General features: G+C 43.4%; 16 protein-coding genes. 15 read left to right on the top strand and 1 reads right to left on the bottom strand.

Annotated features, from left to right (window positions below; genetic code table 11):
• The first annotated feature begins 58 nt into the window (after positions 1–58).
• From ACSBL2_RS11575 to ACSBL2_RS11635, 13 genes are all read left to right on the top strand, one after another.
• Positions 59–1,567: an aminotransferase-like domain-containing protein gene (locus tag ACSBL2_RS11575; RefSeq protein WP_442591857.1), complete on the top strand. Its 1,509-nt coding sequence runs from the start codon at positions 59–61 to the stop codon at positions 1,565–1,567.
• A gap of 11 nt (positions 1,568–1,578) precedes the next feature.
• A complete protein-coding gene (locus tag ACSBL2_RS11580) occupies positions 1,579–2,151 on the top strand; it encodes a Crp/Fnr family transcriptional regulator (RefSeq protein ID WP_442591858.1) in 573 nt (190 codons plus the stop codon).
• Between the two features lie 66 nt (positions 2,152–2,217).
• Entirely contained in the window at positions 2,218–3,189 is a 972-nt protein-coding gene (locus ACSBL2_RS11585) for a quinone oxidoreductase family protein (RefSeq protein ID WP_442591859.1), read from the top strand.
• Between the two features lie 90 nt (positions 3,190–3,279).
• The gene (locus ACSBL2_RS11590; protein WP_442591860.1) at positions 3,280–3,906 is read left to right on the top strand and encodes an RNA polymerase sigma factor; all 627 of its coding nucleotides are present in this window, start codon (positions 3,280–3,282) and stop codon (positions 3,904–3,906) included.
• A gap of 61 nt (positions 3,907–3,967) precedes the next feature.
• On the top strand, positions 3,968–5,062 hold the full coding sequence (locus tag ACSBL2_RS11595; protein ID WP_442591861.1) for a FecR family protein: 1,095 nt from the start codon (positions 3,968–3,970) through the stop codon (positions 5,060–5,062).
• Between the two features lie 114 nt (positions 5,063–5,176).
• Positions 5,177–8,491 carry a SusC/RagA family TonB-linked outer membrane protein gene (locus ACSBL2_RS11600; protein ID WP_442591862.1) on the top strand — a complete coding sequence of 1,105 codons (3,315 nt, stop codon included), beginning with the start codon at positions 5,177–5,179 and terminating at the stop codon, positions 8,489–8,491.
• Positions 8,492–8,500: 9 nt separating this feature from the next.
• On the top strand, positions 8,501–9,895 hold the full coding sequence (locus ACSBL2_RS11605) for a RagB/SusD family nutrient uptake outer membrane protein (RefSeq protein ID WP_442591863.1): 1,395 nt from the start codon (positions 8,501–8,503) through the stop codon (positions 9,893–9,895).
• Positions 9,896–10,126: 231 nt separating this feature from the next.
• Positions 10,127–11,086: a TlpA family protein disulfide reductase gene (locus ACSBL2_RS11610; RefSeq protein WP_442591864.1), complete on the top strand. Its 960-nt coding sequence runs from the start codon at positions 10,127–10,129 to the stop codon at positions 11,084–11,086.
• Positions 11,087–11,102: 16 nt separating this feature from the next.
• The gene (locus ACSBL2_RS11615; RefSeq protein ID WP_442591865.1) at positions 11,103–11,774 is read left to right on the top strand and encodes a hypothetical protein; all 672 of its coding nucleotides are present in this window, start codon (positions 11,103–11,105) and stop codon (positions 11,772–11,774) included.
• Positions 11,761–13,182 carry a trypsin-like peptidase domain-containing protein gene (locus tag ACSBL2_RS11620; protein WP_442591866.1) on the top strand — a complete coding sequence of 474 codons (1,422 nt, stop codon included), beginning with the start codon at positions 11,761–11,763 and terminating at the stop codon, positions 13,180–13,182. Before ACSBL2_RS11615 ends, ACSBL2_RS11620 begins: the two co-directional genes overlap by 14 nt.
• A 373-nt stretch (positions 13,183–13,555) precedes the next feature.
• A complete protein-coding gene (locus ACSBL2_RS11625) occupies positions 13,556–16,093 on the top strand; it encodes an ATP-binding protein (RefSeq protein ID WP_442591867.1) in 2,538 nt (845 codons plus the stop codon).
• An 80-nt stretch (positions 16,094–16,173) separates the two neighbouring features.
• Positions 16,174–16,545, top strand: coding sequence for a response regulator (locus ACSBL2_RS11630; RefSeq protein WP_442591868.1), 372 nt, complete (start codon positions 16,174–16,176; stop codon positions 16,543–16,545).
• 133 nt (positions 16,546–16,678) lie between these two features.
• Positions 16,679–17,323 carry a hypothetical protein gene (locus ACSBL2_RS11635; protein WP_442591869.1) on the top strand — a complete coding sequence of 215 codons (645 nt, stop codon included), beginning with the start codon at positions 16,679–16,681 and terminating at the stop codon, positions 17,321–17,323.
• A gap of 109 nt (positions 17,324–17,432) precedes the next feature.
• On the opposite strand, the gene ACSBL2_RS11640 is transcribed toward ACSBL2_RS11635, so the two are convergent.
• Complete coding sequence (locus tag ACSBL2_RS11640) at positions 17,433–17,867, bottom strand: VOC family protein (RefSeq protein ID WP_442591870.1); 435 nt, start codon at positions 17,865–17,867, stop codon at positions 17,433–17,435.
• Between the two features lie 365 nt (positions 17,868–18,232).
• Here ACSBL2_RS11640 and ACSBL2_RS11645 point away from each other — a divergent pair, with 365 nt between their 5' ends.
• Together ACSBL2_RS11645 and ACSBL2_RS11650 are read left to right on the top strand one after the other, a co-directional pair.
• Positions 18,233–18,799 (top strand): Crp/Fnr family transcriptional regulator, encoded by a 567-nt coding sequence (locus ACSBL2_RS11645; protein ID WP_442591871.1) that lies wholly within the window; start codon positions 18,233–18,235, stop codon positions 18,797–18,799.
• A 68-nt stretch (positions 18,800–18,867) separates the two neighbouring features.
• Positions 18,868–19,320 (top strand): carboxymuconolactone decarboxylase family protein, encoded by a 453-nt coding sequence (locus ACSBL2_RS11650; RefSeq protein WP_442591872.1) that lies wholly within the window; start codon positions 18,868–18,870, stop codon positions 19,318–19,320.
• The last annotated feature ends 60 nt before the right edge of the window (positions 19,321–19,380 follow it).

Genomic DNA, 19,380 nt, shown 5'->3' on the forward strand with positions numbered 1-19,380 from the left:
CAAATTTTGCCAAAAGTAGTATCTTGCCGTACCACTAAGGTATACCAGTTTTTATATAATGGATAGTCCGGTTCAAATTCCCTTTAAAAGTTTTATCCATCTCAAACCAGAGGAGCCCACGGCACTCTATCTCCAGTTGGTCTTTGAATTTATCAAAGCGATACAAACGGGCAGACTTCCTGAAGGTACAAAACTTCCGGGAACGCGCGTATTGTGCCGTTTATTGTCCATCAATAGAAATACACTGATCAAGGCATTCGAAGACCTGTCCCTGCAGGGGTATGTGGAAATCAGGGCCAATATCGGTACTTTTATATTAGCTGGCCAGCAGCAGAGAAATGGGATCAAAGCCGGTCAGTCAGATGGGCAGCCCGGTTCAGGAGGCCTTACTGCATTCGATTTCCGGCGTTCATCCTTATTGGATGACCCCATAGAAGCCAGTGACCTTCCACTTCAGTTTAATGATGGGTTGCCGGATTTGCGCCTGGTCTATACGGATGTGCTCGCCAGGCTTTACACCTCAAAACTAAAGAAAAGAAAAAATGCCGGAAGCTGGGAACAGATCCAAAGTTATGCGCATTCAAATTTCAAAAACCACTTTTCGAATTTTCTGAACTTGACGCGTTGCCTGCGGATTTCAACCTCAAACCTGCTCACAGCCAGCAGTCATGAAATCAGTCTTTTTCTGGTGACGAGGCTGCTGATTGCTAAAGGTGATCGGGTGGTTGTGGCTTCCCCCGGATATTATCGTTCCAATATGACCTTGTCGGATACGGGTGCACAAATCATTCCTGTCGCTGTGGACGGGGATGGGATGAATACAGATCAGCTGAGGCAAATTTGCGAAAAACATAAAATCAGCGTAGTGTACCTGACCTCCAACTATCATTATCCTGCAACTATTGCCCTGAGTGCAAAAAGAAGGGTAGAGATGCTGAAACTGGCCAATCAGTATGGGTTTGTTATTGTGGAAGACGACTACGATTTCGATTTCCATTATGACAACAATCCGGGTCTTCCCCTGGCTGCATTTGATAACCATGAAAGGGTGGTCTATATCGGATCATTTGGGAAATCCCTGCCATCAGGCTTCGGATATGGCTTTATTGTTGCGCCTGCAGCATTTATCAGAGAGTTGGAGAAACACCGGAACTTCCTGGAGCCGGGAACAGATGTCGTCAAAGAACAGGTGCTCACCGATTGGATTGAGGATGGTGAAGTACACCGGCTTTCCAAGAAAAATAAAAAAATCTACAGGGAGCGGAGAGATCTTTTTGTGTCCTTGCTGCATACCCATCTGAAAGCTCACATCAGGTTCCGGGTTCCAAACCGTGGACTTGCCGTTTATGTAGAATGGCTGGATCCTTTCAACCTGATCAATCTGCAGAAGGCTTGTGCTGCAAATGGACTGTTTCTTCCCAAAACTATTTTATACCAGACAAAAACCAGCACGGCTACGCGTTTAGGATTCGGGCATCTTGACCAGGAAGAAATGAAAAAAGCAGTTGAAATTCTGGCGCTGTCGTTGCATAGGGTATTGACTGGTGATGATCATTCACTTCAATAAATGGGATACCGATGATTGAACAATTCAGAAATCAGTTTCAACTGGAGGACAGTAAATTTGATGCTTATGCAAGCTGCTTTAACCGAATTGAAGTCCCGGCCAAAACCACGCTGCTAAATGAAGGTGAAATCTCAAAAAGGATGTTCTTTATAGAAAAGGGCTGCATTCGTGAGTGGTTTAACAATGACGGAAAAGATATCACCTGTCAGTTCTTCTTCGAGCAACAGGCCGTAGGGGCTATTGAAAGTTTCAAAAAAAATATTCCTGCGCTCACTACCATTGAAACGATCGAGCCCAGCGTATTGTGGTGGATTCATCAGCAAGATGCCTATATGATCATCGCAGAAATTAAGGAGATACCCCATCTGCGAGATCTGTTTATTGATAAAATATTTGAGCGTACGTTCGATTACATGAAGTACTTCTTCTCGGTTATCAAAGATAGTCCTCAGGAACGCTATCTGCGCTTATTGGCGGAAAGACCAGAATTGATCAGGCGGGTGCCCCAACACTATATTGCCTCTTACATGGGCATCTCTACTGTTCATCTGAGCCGGATAAAAAGCAAACTGTCAAGGTCATAAATTTGATAACAAATGTTATCGTCGCCAGCAGCTACCCGGCTGTAGTTTTGTGTAAAATTTAACAGCATGAAAGCAGCAGTAGTATTTCAAAAAGGCGAAATGCCAAAATATGTAGAAGATTTTGTAGTTCCAGCATTGCAAAATGAAAATGAGTTGTTGATTTCGGTAAAGGCATCAGCCGTCAAAAACCTGGATAAAATGCAGGCTGCCGGAAAACATTATTCCACGGAAAATAAAGAATGGAAACCCAAAATAGTGGGTGGAGATGGTGTGGGATTACTGGCAGACGACACAAGGGTGTATGCGATTGGGGTAAGTGGTATGGTGGCCGAAAAGGCAATTGTCAGAAAAGACCGGATGGTTAAACTGCCTGAGGGGATTGACGACGCTACTGCTGCTGCACTACCGAATGCGGTAATGGGCTCGGCTTTAGCACTGCGTTTCCGCGCGCAGCTGCAGAAGGGCGAAACGGTTTTAATCAACGGCGCCACTGGTGTAACCGGAAAAATTGCCGTACAGATCGCCAAACATTATGGGGCAAAAAAAGTAATTGCAACGGGTAGAAACCAAGAGGCACTGGAGGAATTATTAATGCTGGGTGCCGATGAAATCATACTTCTTCATCCAAATGAGGAGTTTGTGTCCCGGATAAAACACATCCACCATCAGACTCCGGTGGATGTCGTGATGGATTACCTGTGGGGACAAAGTGCGGAGTGTATTTTAACGGCATTGAAAGGAGATGGTGGATTTTCGCAGCGCACGCGTTATGTGACCATTGGTGGCATGAGCAGTGATACCATCACCTTATCTTCCTCTATTTTGCGCGGCACGGATATCCAGATTTCCGGTTCGGGATTAGGGAGCTGGACACCGGCAGAATTGGGTTTGTTGATTACAGAAATACTTCCTGAAATGTTTCAGCTTGCTGCTGATGGTCGACTGAAATTAGCTACTATGGCCGTCAATTTGGAGGATATTGAAAGTGTTTGGCAGCATAAACCGGATGGAGGCAAACGTTTGGTTATTTTGATTTGACCGAACAAACCTTTAAAGCAGGCTAATGAATTTTAGGGAAACAGTAGCTGAACCATCCCTCTATTTCATTTTAAATATTATATTTGGTTGATGGCGCAAAAGACAAACACCGAGGTTTGGAAAGACTTTATTGCTGGGGATGGAAGTGGACTTGTTCAACTATACGAGCAAAATTATGTCGGCCTTATGAATTACGGACTCAGGTTGATCAACAACCGTGATGAAGTAAACGACCATATCATGGAAATGCTGCTTCATTTATTTGAAAGGCGTAACCATCTTCCTGCTCTCCAAAATGTGCGGTCCTATCTTTTAACCTGTCTGCGCAGAAAGATCCTGAACCGGACAAAACAAGAGATGTGGGAAGACCTGGCCGAAAAACCTGTTGAAGAAATTGAAGAGGAGCAAAGTTCCTATGAAGATCAGCTGATCAGGATACAAAGTAACCAGCAACTCACAAAGAAATTGATGAAAAGCTTTGAAAAGTTAACCGCGCGGCAGAAGGAAATGTTACAATTAAAGTTTTTTGAAGACCTGAGCTATGATGAAATTGCTGAAAAATGTAATGTCACCAAACGTACGGCCTATAATATTGTACACGATGGGCTAAAAGTACTCAGGGACGATTTAAGTGACGACCAAAACCACTTTTCTTTCTATCAGATCGGTTTAATTCTGTCCAGTATTTCATTCGTATTGGAAACAGCACAGAAATAATTCTATTTTTCATAGTAAATGCAGATGGTTAGCCCCTCTATAGTATATAAACAGGGAGAAAATGGAAAGATCCATCTATACTATAGAAGATTTAGCAGCAAATGAAAGCTTTCAGCAGTACTGTACCGGTCGTAATTTGCGGGATGTCGACTATTGGAAAGCCTATTTCGAAAAATATCCTGAACAAAGGCCTACTGCTGAGGCGGCAAAAAAGCTTTACCTCGCGCTGTCTGGAAACCACCGGGCTGAACAATATGAAAAACACCTGCACCTCTTTTTATCAAAGATACCTGCGCATGATCTGCGGGTAGCACACCGCAGCGCGCATCCTAAAATCCTACAGCGAAAGCTTTGGTATGCTGCTGCGGCCTGTATAGTGCTGATGGGTATTTTTATGCTGCTGCTGCTGTTCCGGAATCAATACTTTCAGAAAGGAATATTTGCTGCAGATCCAGCCGGCATCTCCTTTAGCAGCAAAGCCGGAGAAAAGAAAACCTTTACACTGAAGGATGGTACAATCATCACCCTCAATGGTGCAACAACGATCACGCTTGACCCGGAATTTAATGTTAAAAATAGAAAGCTCAGCCTGAAGGGCGAAGCTTATTTTACGGTAAAACATGATGAGAAAATGCCTTTCCAGGTGGAAACTTCCCTCTTGTCTATAAAAGATCTGGGAACCATCTTTAATGTCAGGGCATTTCCCGAAGATCCGTTCACGGAAACCACCGTGATAGAAGGAAGTGTTGAAGTCTCTGCTTTGACCCAGCCCGAAAAACAGGTGATCCTGAAACCGAGCTATAAGCTTAAATTCAGAAATGCAGTTCCGCAAGCTGCTGCCTCCGTATCTCCCGGTCGTATCGATACCACCTCATTTATCGTCACGGAGCTGAAAATCAATACCGGAGCCAAAACATTCATGGAAACAGAATGGGTGCAGAACCGGCTTGCCTTCAATGATGAAAGCTTTGCGGTTATCGCCCTCAAACTGGAACGCTGGTACAATGTGAAAATTGAATTCGAAAATGAAAGGGTAAAAGCCTATAAGTTTGTGGGGACTTTTGAGAACCAATCCCTTCAGGAAGTCCTGGATATACTTCAAATTTCCCGTCACTTTAACTATAGAAAGGAGGGAATGCGTATGATTATTTACTAATACTAAAATTGAAGGGGATAGATGAATACCCCCTTCAGATAGATTTAAACCATAAGCAGGTGTCAATTGGCGTTGGATCCTGCTCATTTCAACTTCTAAACCTAAACCACAAATATGCAAAAAAATATAGTGGGTGGCTGTCCTATGCGCAGCTATCCGGCGATTAAATATTTGGTAATTATGAAATTATCCATTGTGTTCCTCATGGCTACTGCATTACACGTTTCTGCCGCTGCATTTTCGCAGGACAAACTCATGAGCATAGACATCAACAATGAATCTATCCGTAACGCATTTAAGCAGATTGAGCTGAAGACCGACTACCGGTTTATTTACAGTTCCGATCTCTTTCCGGCGGATATGCCTGTGAATGCGCATTTTAAAAATACCCCGGTATCAACCATTCTTAACCACCTGTTGAGCCGTACCAACTTTACATACGACTACCTTAAAGGCAACACCATTGTGCTCCATGCCAGAAAGCGAAAGGAGGACTATATAACCATCAGAGGCAAGATCACCGATGTCAATGGCAAACCAATCCCCGGAACAACAATCAATGTGAAAGGAACGGGGATCAGTGAAATTGCCAATAGCGATGGTGGTTATGAAATCATTGCCGATGAAAACAGTATCCTGAACTATTATTTCATAGGTTTCAAAAGAGTAGAAGTTCCGGTGAAAGGGCGTGAGGTGATTAATGTCACGCTGGAGGAAGACATTTCCAAAATGGATGAAGTGGTGATTATCGGTTATGGTACAACCACGCAACGTTTAAATACAGGTTCTGTCAGCAGGATTACTGCTGCAGACATCGCAAAACAACCCGTAGGAAATATCCTGCAGGCTTTAATGGGGAAAATTCCGGGAGTGGAGATCTCCCAGTCCTCAGGATATGCCAGCGGTAACTTTAATCTCAATATACGGGGGCAAAAAAACCTCCTGAACCAGGGCAATGCCACACCGCCATTGTACATTGTTGATGGGGTGCCGATTTCTGTCAGTACCGGCGACCTCAATAATTCCGGATTAAATCAGAATGGCTTTCTCGGCAGTAACTCAGGCCAGAGTCCATTGTATCACATTAACCCTTCAGATATTGAAAGCATTGAAGTGCTAAAGGATGCTGATGCCACAGCCATCTACGGATCAAGGGCAGCCAATGGTGTGATCCTGATCACAACCAAAAAAGGAAAGACCGGTACCGCTGCGTTCGACCTGAATTTTTATACAGGACTCACCACCAATCCGGGGAAGATGAAGCTGCTGAATACAGCACAATACCTGGAAATGAGAAAGGAAGCCTTTGCAAATGATGGGATTACTCCTGACGAGTTTAATGCACCCGACCTCGTGAAATGGGACCAGAACAGGTATACTGACTGGCAGAAAGAACTTGGGCGTTCCGCGCGTACCTATGATATGCAGCTGGGGTATTCCGGTGGTAATGAGTTTACCACCTTCCGTTTTAGCGGTGGTTACCATAGGGATAGTCCCCCGGTACCTGAGGCTTTTTCCGGAGATTTCAGGGATCAGCGAATTTCCAGTATGTTAAGTGTAGACCACAGCTCTAAAGACAGGCGACTGAAAACCACTTTCATGGTCAACTATGGCCTCACTTCCAGTAAACTGCCGGGAGCTTCTCTTTACGAATTCGGCCTGGCACCCAATGCCCCGGCATTATTGAACAGTGCAGGGCAACTTAATTTCGAAGAATATGGCGTTGACATGCCTGATGTCATACGCGGATTTTTCCAGGGATACAAAGCGAATACCAGTACCTTTAACAGTAACATCTCCCTGAGCTATCAGTTGCTTAAAAGTCTAAGTTTTACAGCGAACTTTGGTTACACGGAATCCAGGATGGATCAGTTGCAAACTATTCCAAAATTTACCCAGGGGCCGAATCCCAATGACTATACGGGAATTGCCCGGTATGGAAAGAATAATACCAGGGGCTGGATCACTGAACCAAGGATAAACTACAGTACGGAACTTGGGAAGGGTAACCTTCAGTTGTTATTGGGGGCAACGCTGCAAAGCAATACCATCACAGGGGAAGATACCGATGGCCGCGGGTTTGTCAATGACAACCTGCTGGAAGACCTCCGGTATGCGCAGTCTGTTTTCTCTATGTATAAGTTTCAGGAATACAAATTCCAGGGATATTTCAGCCGTATCAACTATAACCTGGGCAACAGGTATATCTTTAACCTGTCAGGAAGGCGTGATGGTTCTTCCCGTTTCAGGGGTGGCGACCAGATGGGGAATTTTTGGTCTGCCGGCGCGGCCTGGGTTTTTTCTGAAACGGAATTCATCAAAGATCATCTGCCTTTCCTGAGCTTTGGTAAGTTAAGGGGAAGTATTGGAACCACTGGCAGTGCCGCAGCCGGTGATTACCAGTATTTAAAGTTATGGCAATCGTCCCAGGGCGGCGGTGGTTATGACGGTTCCCCAATAATCAATCTCATCCAGCCTGAAAATCCGGGATTTAAATGGCAGGTGAATAAAAAGATGGAGGCGGCACTGGAAATCGGCTTGCTTGACGACCGTCTGTCGCTGATTGCAGGGGTTTATCAGGAACGAAATCATGATATGCTGGTGAACAATGCCTTGCCGGGATACACCGGTTTTCAATCTGTTGTTGCTAATATCCCGGGTGTTCTTCAGAACAGAGGATTTGAGCTCAGCTTAAACACCGTGAATATCAGGAGGGGAACATTCAACTGGACCACTTCTTTTAACTTCAGTCTCAACAGAAACAAATTGCTGTCTTTTCCGGGGCTTGAAAACTCTTCCTATGCCGACCAGTATCTAATCGGACAGCCTTCCAATATCTACCAGTTACTTCGTTACACCGGACTGGATGCACAAACCGGCTTATACACTTTTGAGGATAAAAATGGTAATGGGATGATTGAAGGGTATGGTGTCAACTCAGACAGGTATGCGTTTAACCTCAACCCCGATTTCATGGGAGCCATGCAGCATACCATTTCCTGGGCGAACTGGTCGCTCGCTTTTTCACTGGATTATAAGAAACAGAAAGGTTTTTATCCGGCTTTTAATCGCGTGCCCGGTGGTTTGTACAACCAGCCAGTGGAGGTACTGTCAAGATGGAGAACACCAGGAGACCTCAGTCAGACACACCGGTATACAACAAATAGTTTTGACCTCAGCGATTACAGGAACTCCGATGCCAGTATCACTGATGCCAGTTATGTGAGGTTGCAAAATGTTTCCCTATCCTACAACCTGCCACAGAAGGTTGCAGATAAAATCAAAGCAAAAGGTCTCCGTATTTATGCGCAGGGACAAAATTTGGTGACGTTTACCAGCTATAAAGGGCAGGACGCCACCAACCCGTCGTTGGATTATGGTTTTATCCCGCAGCGGATATTCACCTCAGGTTTACAGCTCACTTTTTAATTTAAGACTATGTTATCAAACGTATATAAAAATACAATTTGGCTGGCAATCATCCTGTTGCTGGCTTCCTGTAAGAAGTTTACAGAAGTTGACCCTCCAAAAAATGCCATTGGAACGGAACAGGTCTTTGCAGACGACCAAAGTGCGAATTCTGCTGTGCTTGGCATATACACCACACTGAACAGTGTAGGTTTCGGATATGGAAATGTAACGTTATACCCTGGTATTTCTGCTGATGAGCTGATTCGCCTTGATCCGCCACAGGATGAACAGCAGCTCATGGACAACCAGATTCTGCCTTCCAATGAAGCCATTGCCGGTCTGTGGTCCGATGCCTTTAAAGTAATTGCCCAGGCCAATGCCTGTATAGAAGGGTTGAACGCTCAAAATGGGGTGACAGCAGTAAAGAAGACAGAGTTGTTGGCGGAATCGAGGTTCCTGAGGGCTTTCTGTTACCATTACCTGATCAATTTGTATGGTAAAGTACCGCTGATCACCACCAGTAACTGGATATTGACGAAGCATGTGGTGAGGACTGAAGTGGAGGAGCTGGATCAGCTGATTATGGAAGACCTGCAGTTTGCCTATGCCAACCTTCCCGCAGCCTATGCTTCAGGAACCACTGCCAGAGCTGGTAAATGGGCTGCCGCGGCCATGCTGGCCAGGGTAAACCTTTACAACAGGAACTGGGGGGAAGCGGAAAAATATGCGAATAGTGTACTTGATGAATCTGGTCTATTCCAGGGGGAATTGCCAGAGTTGGAAGGTGTATTTTTAATTGGCAGTGCGGAAGCGATTTGGCAGATGGCAGTCCCAGCATACTGGATAAATACCTATGAAGGAACGGCATTCAACAACTTTGGATTCCTGCAATACGTGATCAGTGATGACCTGAAATCGACTTTTGAATCCGGAGACCGAAGGGCAGCAGCCTGGCTGGATATCATCAACTCAAACGGGATAGATTATGCTATACCCGCCAAATATAAGGCAAATACATATGCAGGTGTTCCAACGGAAAGATATGTAATGTTAAGGCTGGCCGAACAGTTGCTGATCCGTGCGGAAGCCGAAGTCATGTCCAACAATAATGCTGGTGCCATTGCTGATCTGAACATGATTCGTAGCCGTGCCGGACTGACCCTGCTGGACACAGGTCTATCGGCTGCGGAAATCCTCGCCGCCATAGAAAAGGAAAACAGGATAGAATTTTTCGCCGAATGGGGTCACCGTTGGTTCGATCTGAAACGCCGGCCGGCACTGACAGGAGCAGGCAACCGAGTGGATGAAGTGCTTTCTGCCTTCAAACCCGGAAAATGGCAACCCGCAGATGCCCTGTACCCGGTCCCTCAAAAGGAAATTTCACTTAACCCTAATCTCGCACCCAATAATCCAGGTTATTGAGTTTTAAGACCTTTAAAAAGCAATTAAATAGATGATGAAACCATCATAAGCCTATCGCTTACAACGAGCTAATGAAAAACCGAGTTTTCGAGTTCTTGAATGCAAATGAAGAACAATAAGAGCTAATGAAAAACCGAGCATGCGAGTTCTTGAATGCAAATGAAGAACAATAAGAGCTAATGAAAAATGTTTATGACAGCTTCATCACCTTTAAATAACAAATAAATACATATGAAAAATAACAATTTGATAGGTGCTTTCCTGGCACTTACAGGAATCCTTTGTCTTAATTTTAGCGTAAAGGCGCAATTTCCAGGGGATATGGAGGAAGCTCCACAACCACTTGGCTGGGATGATACCTTTTACGGAAAGCCAGTCGTTCCCTTTAAAATGGTCACTCCTGGGGGACTGACTTTAAGCAGTGATGAACTGAAAGGCAAAATTATTGTGCTCGACTTCTGGGCTACCTGGTGTAAGCCCTGTCATCTGCTTACGCATGAACTGGACAGTGCGCTTAAAAAATACAGTTCAGACCAGGTCCTCCTGATCGGTGTGAACCACCAGGAGGAAAAAATCAAAGGTGGAAATCCGCTGCAGTACTGGAAAGACAAAGGATATCAATTTCCGATGACGCTGCACAATGATGATTATGGCAAGGCTGTAAATGCAGGATTCCCATCAGTCATGGTCGTGGATCGCGAAGGTATCGTAGCTGGTAACTTCAGCTCCTGGACACCCACAAGGGCAGGTGAAGTAGATATCCTGATCTGGGAGATGCTCGAAAAGCCTAAGGCCGATCGTACGGAATTTATGAAACTGTTGCGTTTGGGAGAACCCTTAAAAGCACTGTACATCTACGAAAAACTGATCAAAGCGCATCCCGGCCTGAAAGCGGAATTACAGCAGGAGCACCTTTACGCTACCTTTCTCACCAGTCCCTGGAATGGCGTCAACCTGTCAAAATCCTGGATAAAAGGTGCTGGAGAGACTGAAGAAGTCCTCTTTACCATAGGGAAATTTATTGTGGCTTCAAAAACAACCGAACAGGGGGTAAATGAATATGGTGTCGGGGTACTTAAAACGCTGATGGCGAAGTATCCGGCCTACAGATCAAATAAAGAAGTCAGTGCTTTCCTGCTTAGCCTGGCCAAAAGAATTAACGAAGCAGCAGTTGTCCATTCTTCACATTAATCAATTATAAAAAATCATGAACAAACACACAAAACTTACAGCAATGGCATTCGCCATCTTTTTAACCAGTACTGCATCCTTTTCATATGCTAAATCATCCGCTGATCATCAGGTTCATGCGGGCCTTCACTGTACAACTGATTTGATAAATGGGCAGGTAGTATTCTCTGCACAGGATTCATTAACTCTTCAGGATGCCATTAACCTCAACAGAAGTAAGAAATATGCGGAAGCCTACAAAATCAGCAGTAAACTGACTGCAACAACAGGGGAAGATCTCAATAATCTCGTACAGGTACAGGTGGAATCTTTGCTGTTTATCGACCAGAAAAAAGCGGTGGAAATGGTAAAAAAACGATTGGTGGAGAACGATTACGATTATGGTTTTTTATCGAATATTGCTGCTGACATCGCAGAAACTCAGACCCTGGATAAAGCTACCTATCTGTATGGGGCAACGCTTTTTACTAAACTTCTGGAAGGTACACAGGAAACACCTGGTGGATTTTTAATCATCTATGACCTGGGTGGACGCTGTTATTACAGGGGAGGTGAAGTATCCAAGGCAATAGACTATGCTGAAAAGTCGCTGGCGGATGCAAAGGCAGCTAATTCTGCTCCTGAAACGATCACTTATCTGGAAGGTGTGCTGCAGGCATATAAAGCGGGAACCTATGGTAAAAATTAAATGGAGAACTCTCCGAACAACTTTGTGCCTGTTCCTTTTTTCTTTTCCTGTCTTCAGTCAGACCAAAAACACCGCACTCTTGCAGCAAAGCATCAACTTGGCTATCGCAAAGGCATATGCTGCAACGGTGAAGATTGTAGCATTTGATACCTTGACGGCTACTGCGGGCGAGGGCTTCTTTACCGGAGTCGTGGTGAGTAAGGATGGAAAGATCCTTACTGCCGCCCATGCGGTAAGCACCAAAAATGTTTACCAGGTCATCTTTGCCGATGGTAAAACCGTCACAGCGAGATGCATGGGCAGGATCGGTGCATATGATGCTGCACTGCTCAGCATCATTCAGAAAAACAATTATCCTTTTGCCGAGCTGGGCTGGTCTTATCCTTTGAAAAGGGATCAGCCCTGTATCAGCATGGGCTTTCCATTTGAACTGAAACTACAGCGTAATCCATTTATTCGTTTTGGATACGTCATCAATCCTTCGGGATATGGCGGATACATTCAATCCTCCTGCCTGATGGAGCCGGGAGATTCAGGAGGGCCATTGTTTGATCTTCATGGCAGGGTGATCGGCATTCATTCCTATATCACCGATAGTGAAAAAGACAATTTTGACATCCCGATAGACCTGTTCCGGAAACACTGGACCATGCTGGCTAAAAAAGGCAATCATTTTAAAAGTGACCTGAGCGATACACTGCCGCTGGGAAAAGATCCACTGGAGTACAAATTATCCGGTTATCCATCAATGGCAAATCTGGCTGAGGCATTTCAGTCGGTGCAAACACAGTTCAAGGCGGCGATTGTTCCCGTTAACAGTCAGATTGACAATGAAGAAGTACAGGTCAGCGGAACCATCATTCAACTGAATGGGATTTTTGGACATCCGGAAACAGATGGTACAGGATATGTGCTGAGCAAAAGTTCGATGGTAGGCTCCCGGCCCTTTGTCAGGGGCCGGAATGGGCAGTCTCTGGCTGCCAATATCATAGCCAGGGAGGTAAAAAGCGATTTGGTATTGTTATCCGTAAAGGGATTGATGCCGGTAAGGGCCTTGAAAGGAGAAATCACTGCGGTTGATATTAGCCCCCGTCAGCATGCTCATCCAGCACAGTTGGGGGCTTTTATGGTGAGTTTATCAGGATATCATCCATCAGCTGTTGTAAGTGTTGCAGGTACCCAGTCTTTCCACATGGAAACTACAGCATTAAGCGGAGGCCCTGCTATTTTTCTTCATGATGCCATCCTGAGGAAAGAAGATTTAGGTGCTGCCGTATTCAATGCATCTGGAGTATTCATAGGCATAAACATCGCAAAGCCGAGCAGAACAAGTGTGATTGCCGTTCCTGCAGATGCGGTTAACCGGTTTGTAAGAAAAGCAATTCAAACAGCTGCTGCTACAAAATAGACATTTGTGAATGGGTACGGCACAAATTTGATGGATGTTTGATTTGAACTGATCCGTTAACCCCGTAATTTGCAAGCTCCTGTAAGTTATTCCTTATTTTGGATAACCTACAGGGGCTTTTTGCATAGAAGAGTTAAACATTTGAGATAACCTATTTTTAAGTCTTTCAAGGCTTAAATCAATTATTCCAGGGTATATGTTGATTGGAGATATAATAGCATGAGTGATCTTTAATTGTTATGGGTGTGTGCATATAGCCATTGATATCTCTTCATTGATCCGTAATTGACCTTTATTTTTTAGCTACGGAAGCTTTGTTGCTTTGGATTTACTTCATTATGAACTATATTTGGAGTTATTCCCTTTACTATTTATGAATGCACCTGATTTTATCCGGGCAGAAGAATTACTTCAGGTACTTTTTCAATCACCAAATGCAACTGCTGTCTATTCCGGTGAATCCATCACTATACTCAGTGTAAATGCCGCCATGTTGTCCCTCTGGGGTAAAGATAAAACGGTGGTTGGCAAATCTTTTCGGGAGGCTATTCCTGAACTTGCCGATCAGCCTTTCTTTGGGATTTTGCAGCGGGTCTGGAGATCTGGAGAGACCTACGTGGACAGGGATCAGCCTGCCTCACTAAATATAGATGGCAACATCCAGCTTTTATATTTTGATTTTGAATACAAGGCCATATTGGATGAGAATGGAAAAACCAAATATATTCTCCATACTGCTTTCGAGGTTTCCCAGCGCAGGAAAGCATGGAAACTGGCGGAAGAAAAATCTATAGCCGAACAAAAACTGAGTGAAGAACTTACAGCAATCAACGAAGAGTTTCAGACAGCCAATGAAGATCTTTCGGCGCTCAATGAGGAGTATCATGCTGCTAATGAGAACCTCGCTGCACTCAATGAGGAATATCAGGTAAGCAATGAGGAATTGCAGCGCACCCAGGAGCAGTTGCAAAAACTGAACCATCACCTGACAGAAAGTGAAGAGAAATTCCGGTCCCTCGTGGAGCTGGCACCAGTTGCCATTGCGATCTATACGGGACCGGACATGATTATAGAGCAGGCCAACGAACAGATGTTAAAGATCTGGGGACAGGACAAAGGCGCGATTGGCCAGCCGTTGCTGGTGGCCAGACCAGAATTAATCGGACATGAATACATCGCTATTATACGAAATGTAATTACGAGTGGGAATTCGCATATCGCTTATGGGGTAAAAGGACCTGTGACAATCAACAGGGAAGTCGTTGATGGTTATTTCGATGTCATTTATAAACCATTCCTTGTCAAAGCTGGCAACATACCAGGAATAATTGTTGTGGCCAGCGATGTCACTGAGCAGACATTGGCGAGAATGCGGGAGGAAGAAATTAATGAGGAAATTACGGCTATCAATGAAGAGCTGACTGCTTCCAATGAAGAGCTTATAGAATCGCAGCAACGTTTGATGGAATTAAACGACTCGTTGAACCTGAGTGAGCAGCGTTTCAGGAAAATGGTGGAACACTCCCCCGTAGCTATGGCCTCATTGAAAGGGAGTGATTTTGAAGTAGATGTAGTCAATGAAATGGTACTGGAAATCTGGGGGAAAGACCATTCCGTTCTCGGCAAACCACTGGAACAAGCCCTTCCTGAACTGGATGGTCAGCAGTTTATAGGTTTGCTTCGTGAGGTTTTTGATACCGGGATTCCTTTTTATGGAAAAGAGCTCAAGGCCATCATTAACACACAGGGAACATTAAAAGACCGGTATCTGAATTTTGTCTACCAACCCGTAGCCGGGAGTGACGGAATGACTGACTCAATTCTCATCGTTGCCAACGACGTAACCGATCAGTTCCTCGCAAGAAAATCTGTCGATGACCTTAACACCAGGCTGGAGATTGCCCTGGATGCCAGTAAACTGGGATCTACTGAAGTCGTAGTTTCGACAGGGAAAATGGAGAGTACTGCGCAGTTCAAGCGCAACTATGGTTATGAACCTGAAGAGGACTTCAGTTATGCCGATCTGTTTGCCTCGATGTTTCCTGAACACCATGAAAGAGTAAGGGGACTGGTGAGGGAGGCTATGGCAACCAATGGTGTATACAAAACTGAATATCCTATCCGTTGGCGTGATGGCTCTGTACACTGGATACAGGCACATGGACGTCCGAGATATGACGAAAATGGAAAGGCCGACAGAATGGTAGGAATGACGCTGGATATCACCGAGGCCAAGCTTTTTGAGCAGCGAAAAGATGACTTCTTAAGTATCGCCAGTCATGAACTTAAGACTCCCATCACTTCCCTTAAGGCCTCTATTCAATTATTAGACAGAATAAAGGACAAGCCCTTTTCTGATATGCACATCAGGCTAATAGAGCAAGCCAATAAAAGTGTGCATAAGATGAGTTTCCTGGTTGGCGAATTATTAAACTTAAGCAGGCTTAGCGGAGATCAGCTCAATCTGGAAAGGACAAGTTTCAACCTTCATGACATGATGACGATGTGTTGCAGCCATGTGAGGCTGGAAGGAAAATATAAGCTGATACTTAAGGGAGAAAATGAGCTTTGTGTATATGCTGATGAGCACAGAATTGACCAGGTCATCGTGAACTTCGTCAATAATGCAGTGAAGTATGCTCCTGAATCGCTTGAAATCCATATGCAAATAAGTTCACTGGGCAACGCTGCGAAGGTTTCGGTAACTGATTTTGGTCAGGGAATTGATGAGAAGATCCTGCCAAATCTCTTTGACCGGTATTACAGGGTAGATCGTTCCGAGAAATCATACAACGGGCTCGGACTGGGACTTTACATCTGCAAGGAGATTATTGAGAAACATGGCGGAGAGATTGGAGTGGAGAGTACTATTGGTCAGGGGAGTACATTTTGGTTCACCTTACCACTATAACAGCAGAATAACATTTAATTATTTTTTCAAATTTAAACAAAGATCGATTTTAAGCGTTGTCTTTCATACCTCTATAACTAATGGATTCAATAATAAAAAGAATATGTGTACTGGAAGACGATGAGTCCATAAGGGAAGTGCTGGAAATTTTGCTTACAGAAGAAAACTATCAGGTGAATGGATTTGCCTCTGTGTCTGATTTTCTGAAAGGTAATAAGGGCAATGAGCCAGACCTGTTTCTACTGGACATCATGTTGCCGGATGGAAACGGAATCGACCTTTGCAGTATGCTAAAATCGTCTGAGCGAACCAGGAATATTCCCGTGCTGATGATGAGTGCACATTCAAATCAAATGAAGGTTGAAGAAACCTGCAGTGCCGAGGGCTTTGTAAAAAAACCTTTTGATATCTATGATCTGCTGCTAAAGGTGGAATCAGTCCTGGCGGGTTAGTCTTTTCTTTTGTAACAAGCTTATATCATCTATTAAATATGATATTCTTTATTTACTAGATCTATGATTTTAAAAAACAATGTTCTTTAGAAAAAGTAGTATATTGAAATTGTTGTATCATAGATGTATAAAAATGAAAAGAGTTATCTCTAAAATCACAGCTTCCTTTTTTATCTGTTTTCTTTTTTTGGGACTATCTCAGCCTGTACAAGCGCAAACTCAACCTACAAAATTCAGGGTAGTCAACAGAACGCTTAGTCTGGACAAAAACTTAAAAGTAATCCGCCTGAACGAAATTGATAGTGTTGGCATAGCCTGGATCCTGAATGAGGAATTCTCCAGGGGTGAAATTGAATTTGATGTAAAAGGGATCGATAAATATCAGGGCAGTTTTTTAGGATTGGCATTTCATGGGGCAGATGATAGAACTTATGAAGCAGTCTATTTCAGGCCTTTTAATTTTAGGGCAAGCGATACGCTGAGAAAATCACATGCGGTACAATACATGTCCAATCCGAACTATGACTGGCCAGTTTTACGTGAAGGCTTTCCAGGTAAATATGAGAAGGAGATGCCGGGTAATGTGGATCCAAATGGATGGTTCCATGTGAAGTTGGTGATATTAGCTGAATCAGTGCGTGTTTATATCAATAACAGTAAAGTTCCGGTTCTGGTGACCACCCCGCTGGGTAATATGCAGGGAAAGATGATCGGCTATTGGGTTGGAAATGGTTCCGGTGGGGAATGGAAAAACCTCCATATCAAAAAACAGAAATAATAGCCTAATCATCTTTCCATATATATTCCTACTTTTGCCGGCAAATGTGGAACAGGGATTCCAATCGGATTCAGCAACATCTGGGAGGTCAATATTTCTTTGATTAAACTTACCCGGTGTAATTTGGGTCAAATTCCACAATCCATTCAATCCCATATTTATCCCTAAACATTCCGGCGTAGGTACCCCAGGGACTGTCGCCAATAGGCCCTTCAACCTCTCCGCCTGCTGATAGTCCGTTAAAAATCTGGTCTGCTTCTTCCCGACTTTCTGCACTAATTGATATTTTGGACCTGTTTTCGTTTTCACTTACCTGTCCCATAAATTCCGGAACATCATTGGCCATTAACACATTGTGTTTTCCTACAGGCAAAGCAATGGTCATTATTTTATTTGCTTCTTTTTCATCTATCGGAAATTCAGGGCATGACAGGTCTTTGAAACGAATGATTTTTATGAAATCTCCGCCAAAAACTGATTTGTAAAAAGTGAATGCTTCTTCAGCATTTCCATTGAAGTTGATCCAGGGGTTGATTGTTCTCATGGTATTATTTTTAAGGTTCTATTTTTCTTCTTGTATTTTCTGTGATAAAGTGGTGAACAGCTAGGCAGCCTGTGTGTTGTACAAATATATATTCCTAACCGTATCATTTTCAAATAATTATAATGAATTTACACGGGCTCTTTATGAACAAAAGATAATTTAAAGAGAAACACCCTTTTCAGGACAATAATTGAGCAGTCTATTTTATGCAAAATAAAGGATCTTAGTCTTCTTGTATAAGTAACTTATTTTATAATACTAATTTTATTATCTTCTTATGTAATACTTTAAATTTTACCAATACATTTGGTGGTGTTTTTATGTTTACCTAGTAAAAGGTCGGGTGGTGATAAGGTTAAAAACGAATGATGAAAGAAATTTTAGACTACTTAAACAAAGTGATGCCACTTGATACACTGGCAACCGAAGACTTTTTAAATGCATTTGAACTTAAAATTTTCAAAAAAGGCGATCTTATTCTGCGAGCAGATCAAGTTTGCAGGCATTTTTATTTTATAAAGGAAGGGCTTACTAAATCCCATTTTTACAACGATGGAAAAGAGTTTATCATGACTTTTTTTAAAGAAAATACGTTATTTACAGAAATAAGCAGTTACGTCAACGAGCAACCTTCAAAATACATGATTATGGCTTTAGAGGACACCACTGTATATTCCATAAGCAAAGTTAAAGTTCTATTGTTGTGCAAAAAACATCACGTAATTGAAACATTGTTTAGCAAACTGTTTTCGTTTGCTACTTTGGGCATGATGAAACGTATAAGCGAAATGCTTGAAGAAGATGCCACCAAACGCTACAATAATTTTATCAGGGAGAATAATCAAGTGCTTCAACGCATTAGTCTGGGAGACCTCTCCAGCTACTTGGGTATCACCCAAGTATCATTAAGCAGGATCAGAGCAAAAAAATGATTATTTATCATATGTTAAAAGAAGTCTTTCCTTCCGAAAATATCTTTGATCTATAAAAAGATCAAAACATGGAATCAAGAATGAAAAACCCCGCGCTGGTCCTGGGTGTAAATCCAGCCATCCAATCAGTTATGGGTGCAATTTACCAAAGTGGCTTGTCTTATGAATTGCTCGAATACGTCGGTTTAAGAGTAGGGCAAATGACAAGCTGTGAATTATGTATAGGCGAAGCCTTGGTAAAAGCCCAAAGTAATCCGGTGACAAGAGACAGAATTGAACACGTATTGACCTGGAGAGAATCAAATGTGTTTGACGAATTAGAGCAGACCGCTCTCGAACTTACCGAGGTTGTTACCCGGTTAGAAGCCAAATATGAATCCGTCTCAGACGAACTTTGGCTTAAGGTTGAAAGTTATTTTGGTGAAAAGGAGAGAGCAGCATTGGTCCTCTTCATTTCTATCATGAATATGTTTACCCGTATTAATGTTTCTACAAGGCAGTTAACTGCGGAATGGGCTTAATAATAGTAGCGTCTTCATCTAACCACCGGCAAAATCACGAATGAACCCTTTAGTGATGAA

This window comes from Pedobacter sp. AW31-3R (assembly GCF_052180285.1).
Lineage (GTDB): Bacteria > Bacteroidota > Bacteroidia > Sphingobacteriales > Sphingobacteriaceae > Pedobacter.

Bases quoted from the DNA above. Each gene is read 5' to 3' on its own strand.
- ACSBL2_RS11595 (WP_442591861.1), top strand. From the start codon at position 3,968: ATGGAAAGATCCATCTATACTATAGAAGATTTAGCAGCAAATGAAAGC.
- ACSBL2_RS11580 (WP_442591858.1), top strand. From the start codon at position 1,579: ATGATTGAACAATTCAGAAATCAGTTTCAACTGGAGGACAGTAAATTT.
- ACSBL2_RS11625 (WP_442591867.1), top strand. From the start codon at position 13,556: ATGAATGCACCTGATTTTATCCGGGCAGAAGAATTACTTCAGGTACTT.
- ACSBL2_RS11650 (WP_442591872.1), top strand. From the start codon at position 18,868: ATGGAATCAAGAATGAAAAACCCCGCGCTGGTCCTGGGTGTAAATCCA.
- ACSBL2_RS11575 (WP_442591857.1), top strand. From the start codon at position 59: ATGGATAGTCCGGTTCAAATTCCCTTTAAAAGTTTTATCCATCTCAAA.
- ACSBL2_RS11645 (WP_442591871.1), top strand. From the start codon at position 18,233: ATGATGAAAGAAATTTTAGACTACTTAAACAAAGTGATGCCACTTGAT.
- ACSBL2_RS11600 (WP_442591862.1), top strand. From the start codon at position 5,177: ATGCAAAAAAATATAGTGGGTGGCTGTCCTATGCGCAGCTATCCGGCG.
- ACSBL2_RS11605 (WP_442591863.1), top strand. From the start codon at position 8,501: ATGTTATCAAACGTATATAAAAATACAATTTGGCTGGCAATCATCCTG.
- ACSBL2_RS11635 (WP_442591869.1), top strand. From the start codon at position 16,679: ATGAAAAGAGTTATCTCTAAAATCACAGCTTCCTTTTTTATCTGTTTT.
- ACSBL2_RS11615 (WP_442591865.1), top strand. From the start codon at position 11,103: ATGAACAAACACACAAAACTTACAGCAATGGCATTCGCCATCTTTTTA.
- ACSBL2_RS11620 (WP_442591866.1), top strand. From the start codon at position 11,761: ATGGTAAAAATTAAATGGAGAACTCTCCGAACAACTTTGTGCCTGTTC.
- ACSBL2_RS11610 (WP_442591864.1), top strand. From the start codon at position 10,127: ATGAAAAATAACAATTTGATAGGTGCTTTCCTGGCACTTACAGGAATC.
- ACSBL2_RS11585 (WP_442591859.1), top strand. From the start codon at position 2,218: ATGAAAGCAGCAGTAGTATTTCAAAAAGGCGAAATGCCAAAATATGTA.
- ACSBL2_RS11590 (WP_442591860.1), top strand. From the start codon at position 3,280: ATGGCGCAAAAGACAAACACCGAGGTTTGGAAAGACTTTATTGCTGGG.
- ACSBL2_RS11640 (WP_442591870.1), bottom strand. From the start codon at position 17,867: ATGAGAACAATCAACCCCTGGATCAACTTCAATGGAAATGCTGAAGAA.
- ACSBL2_RS11630 (WP_442591868.1), top strand. From the start codon at position 16,174: ATGGATTCAATAATAAAAAGAATATGTGTACTGGAAGACGATGAGTCC.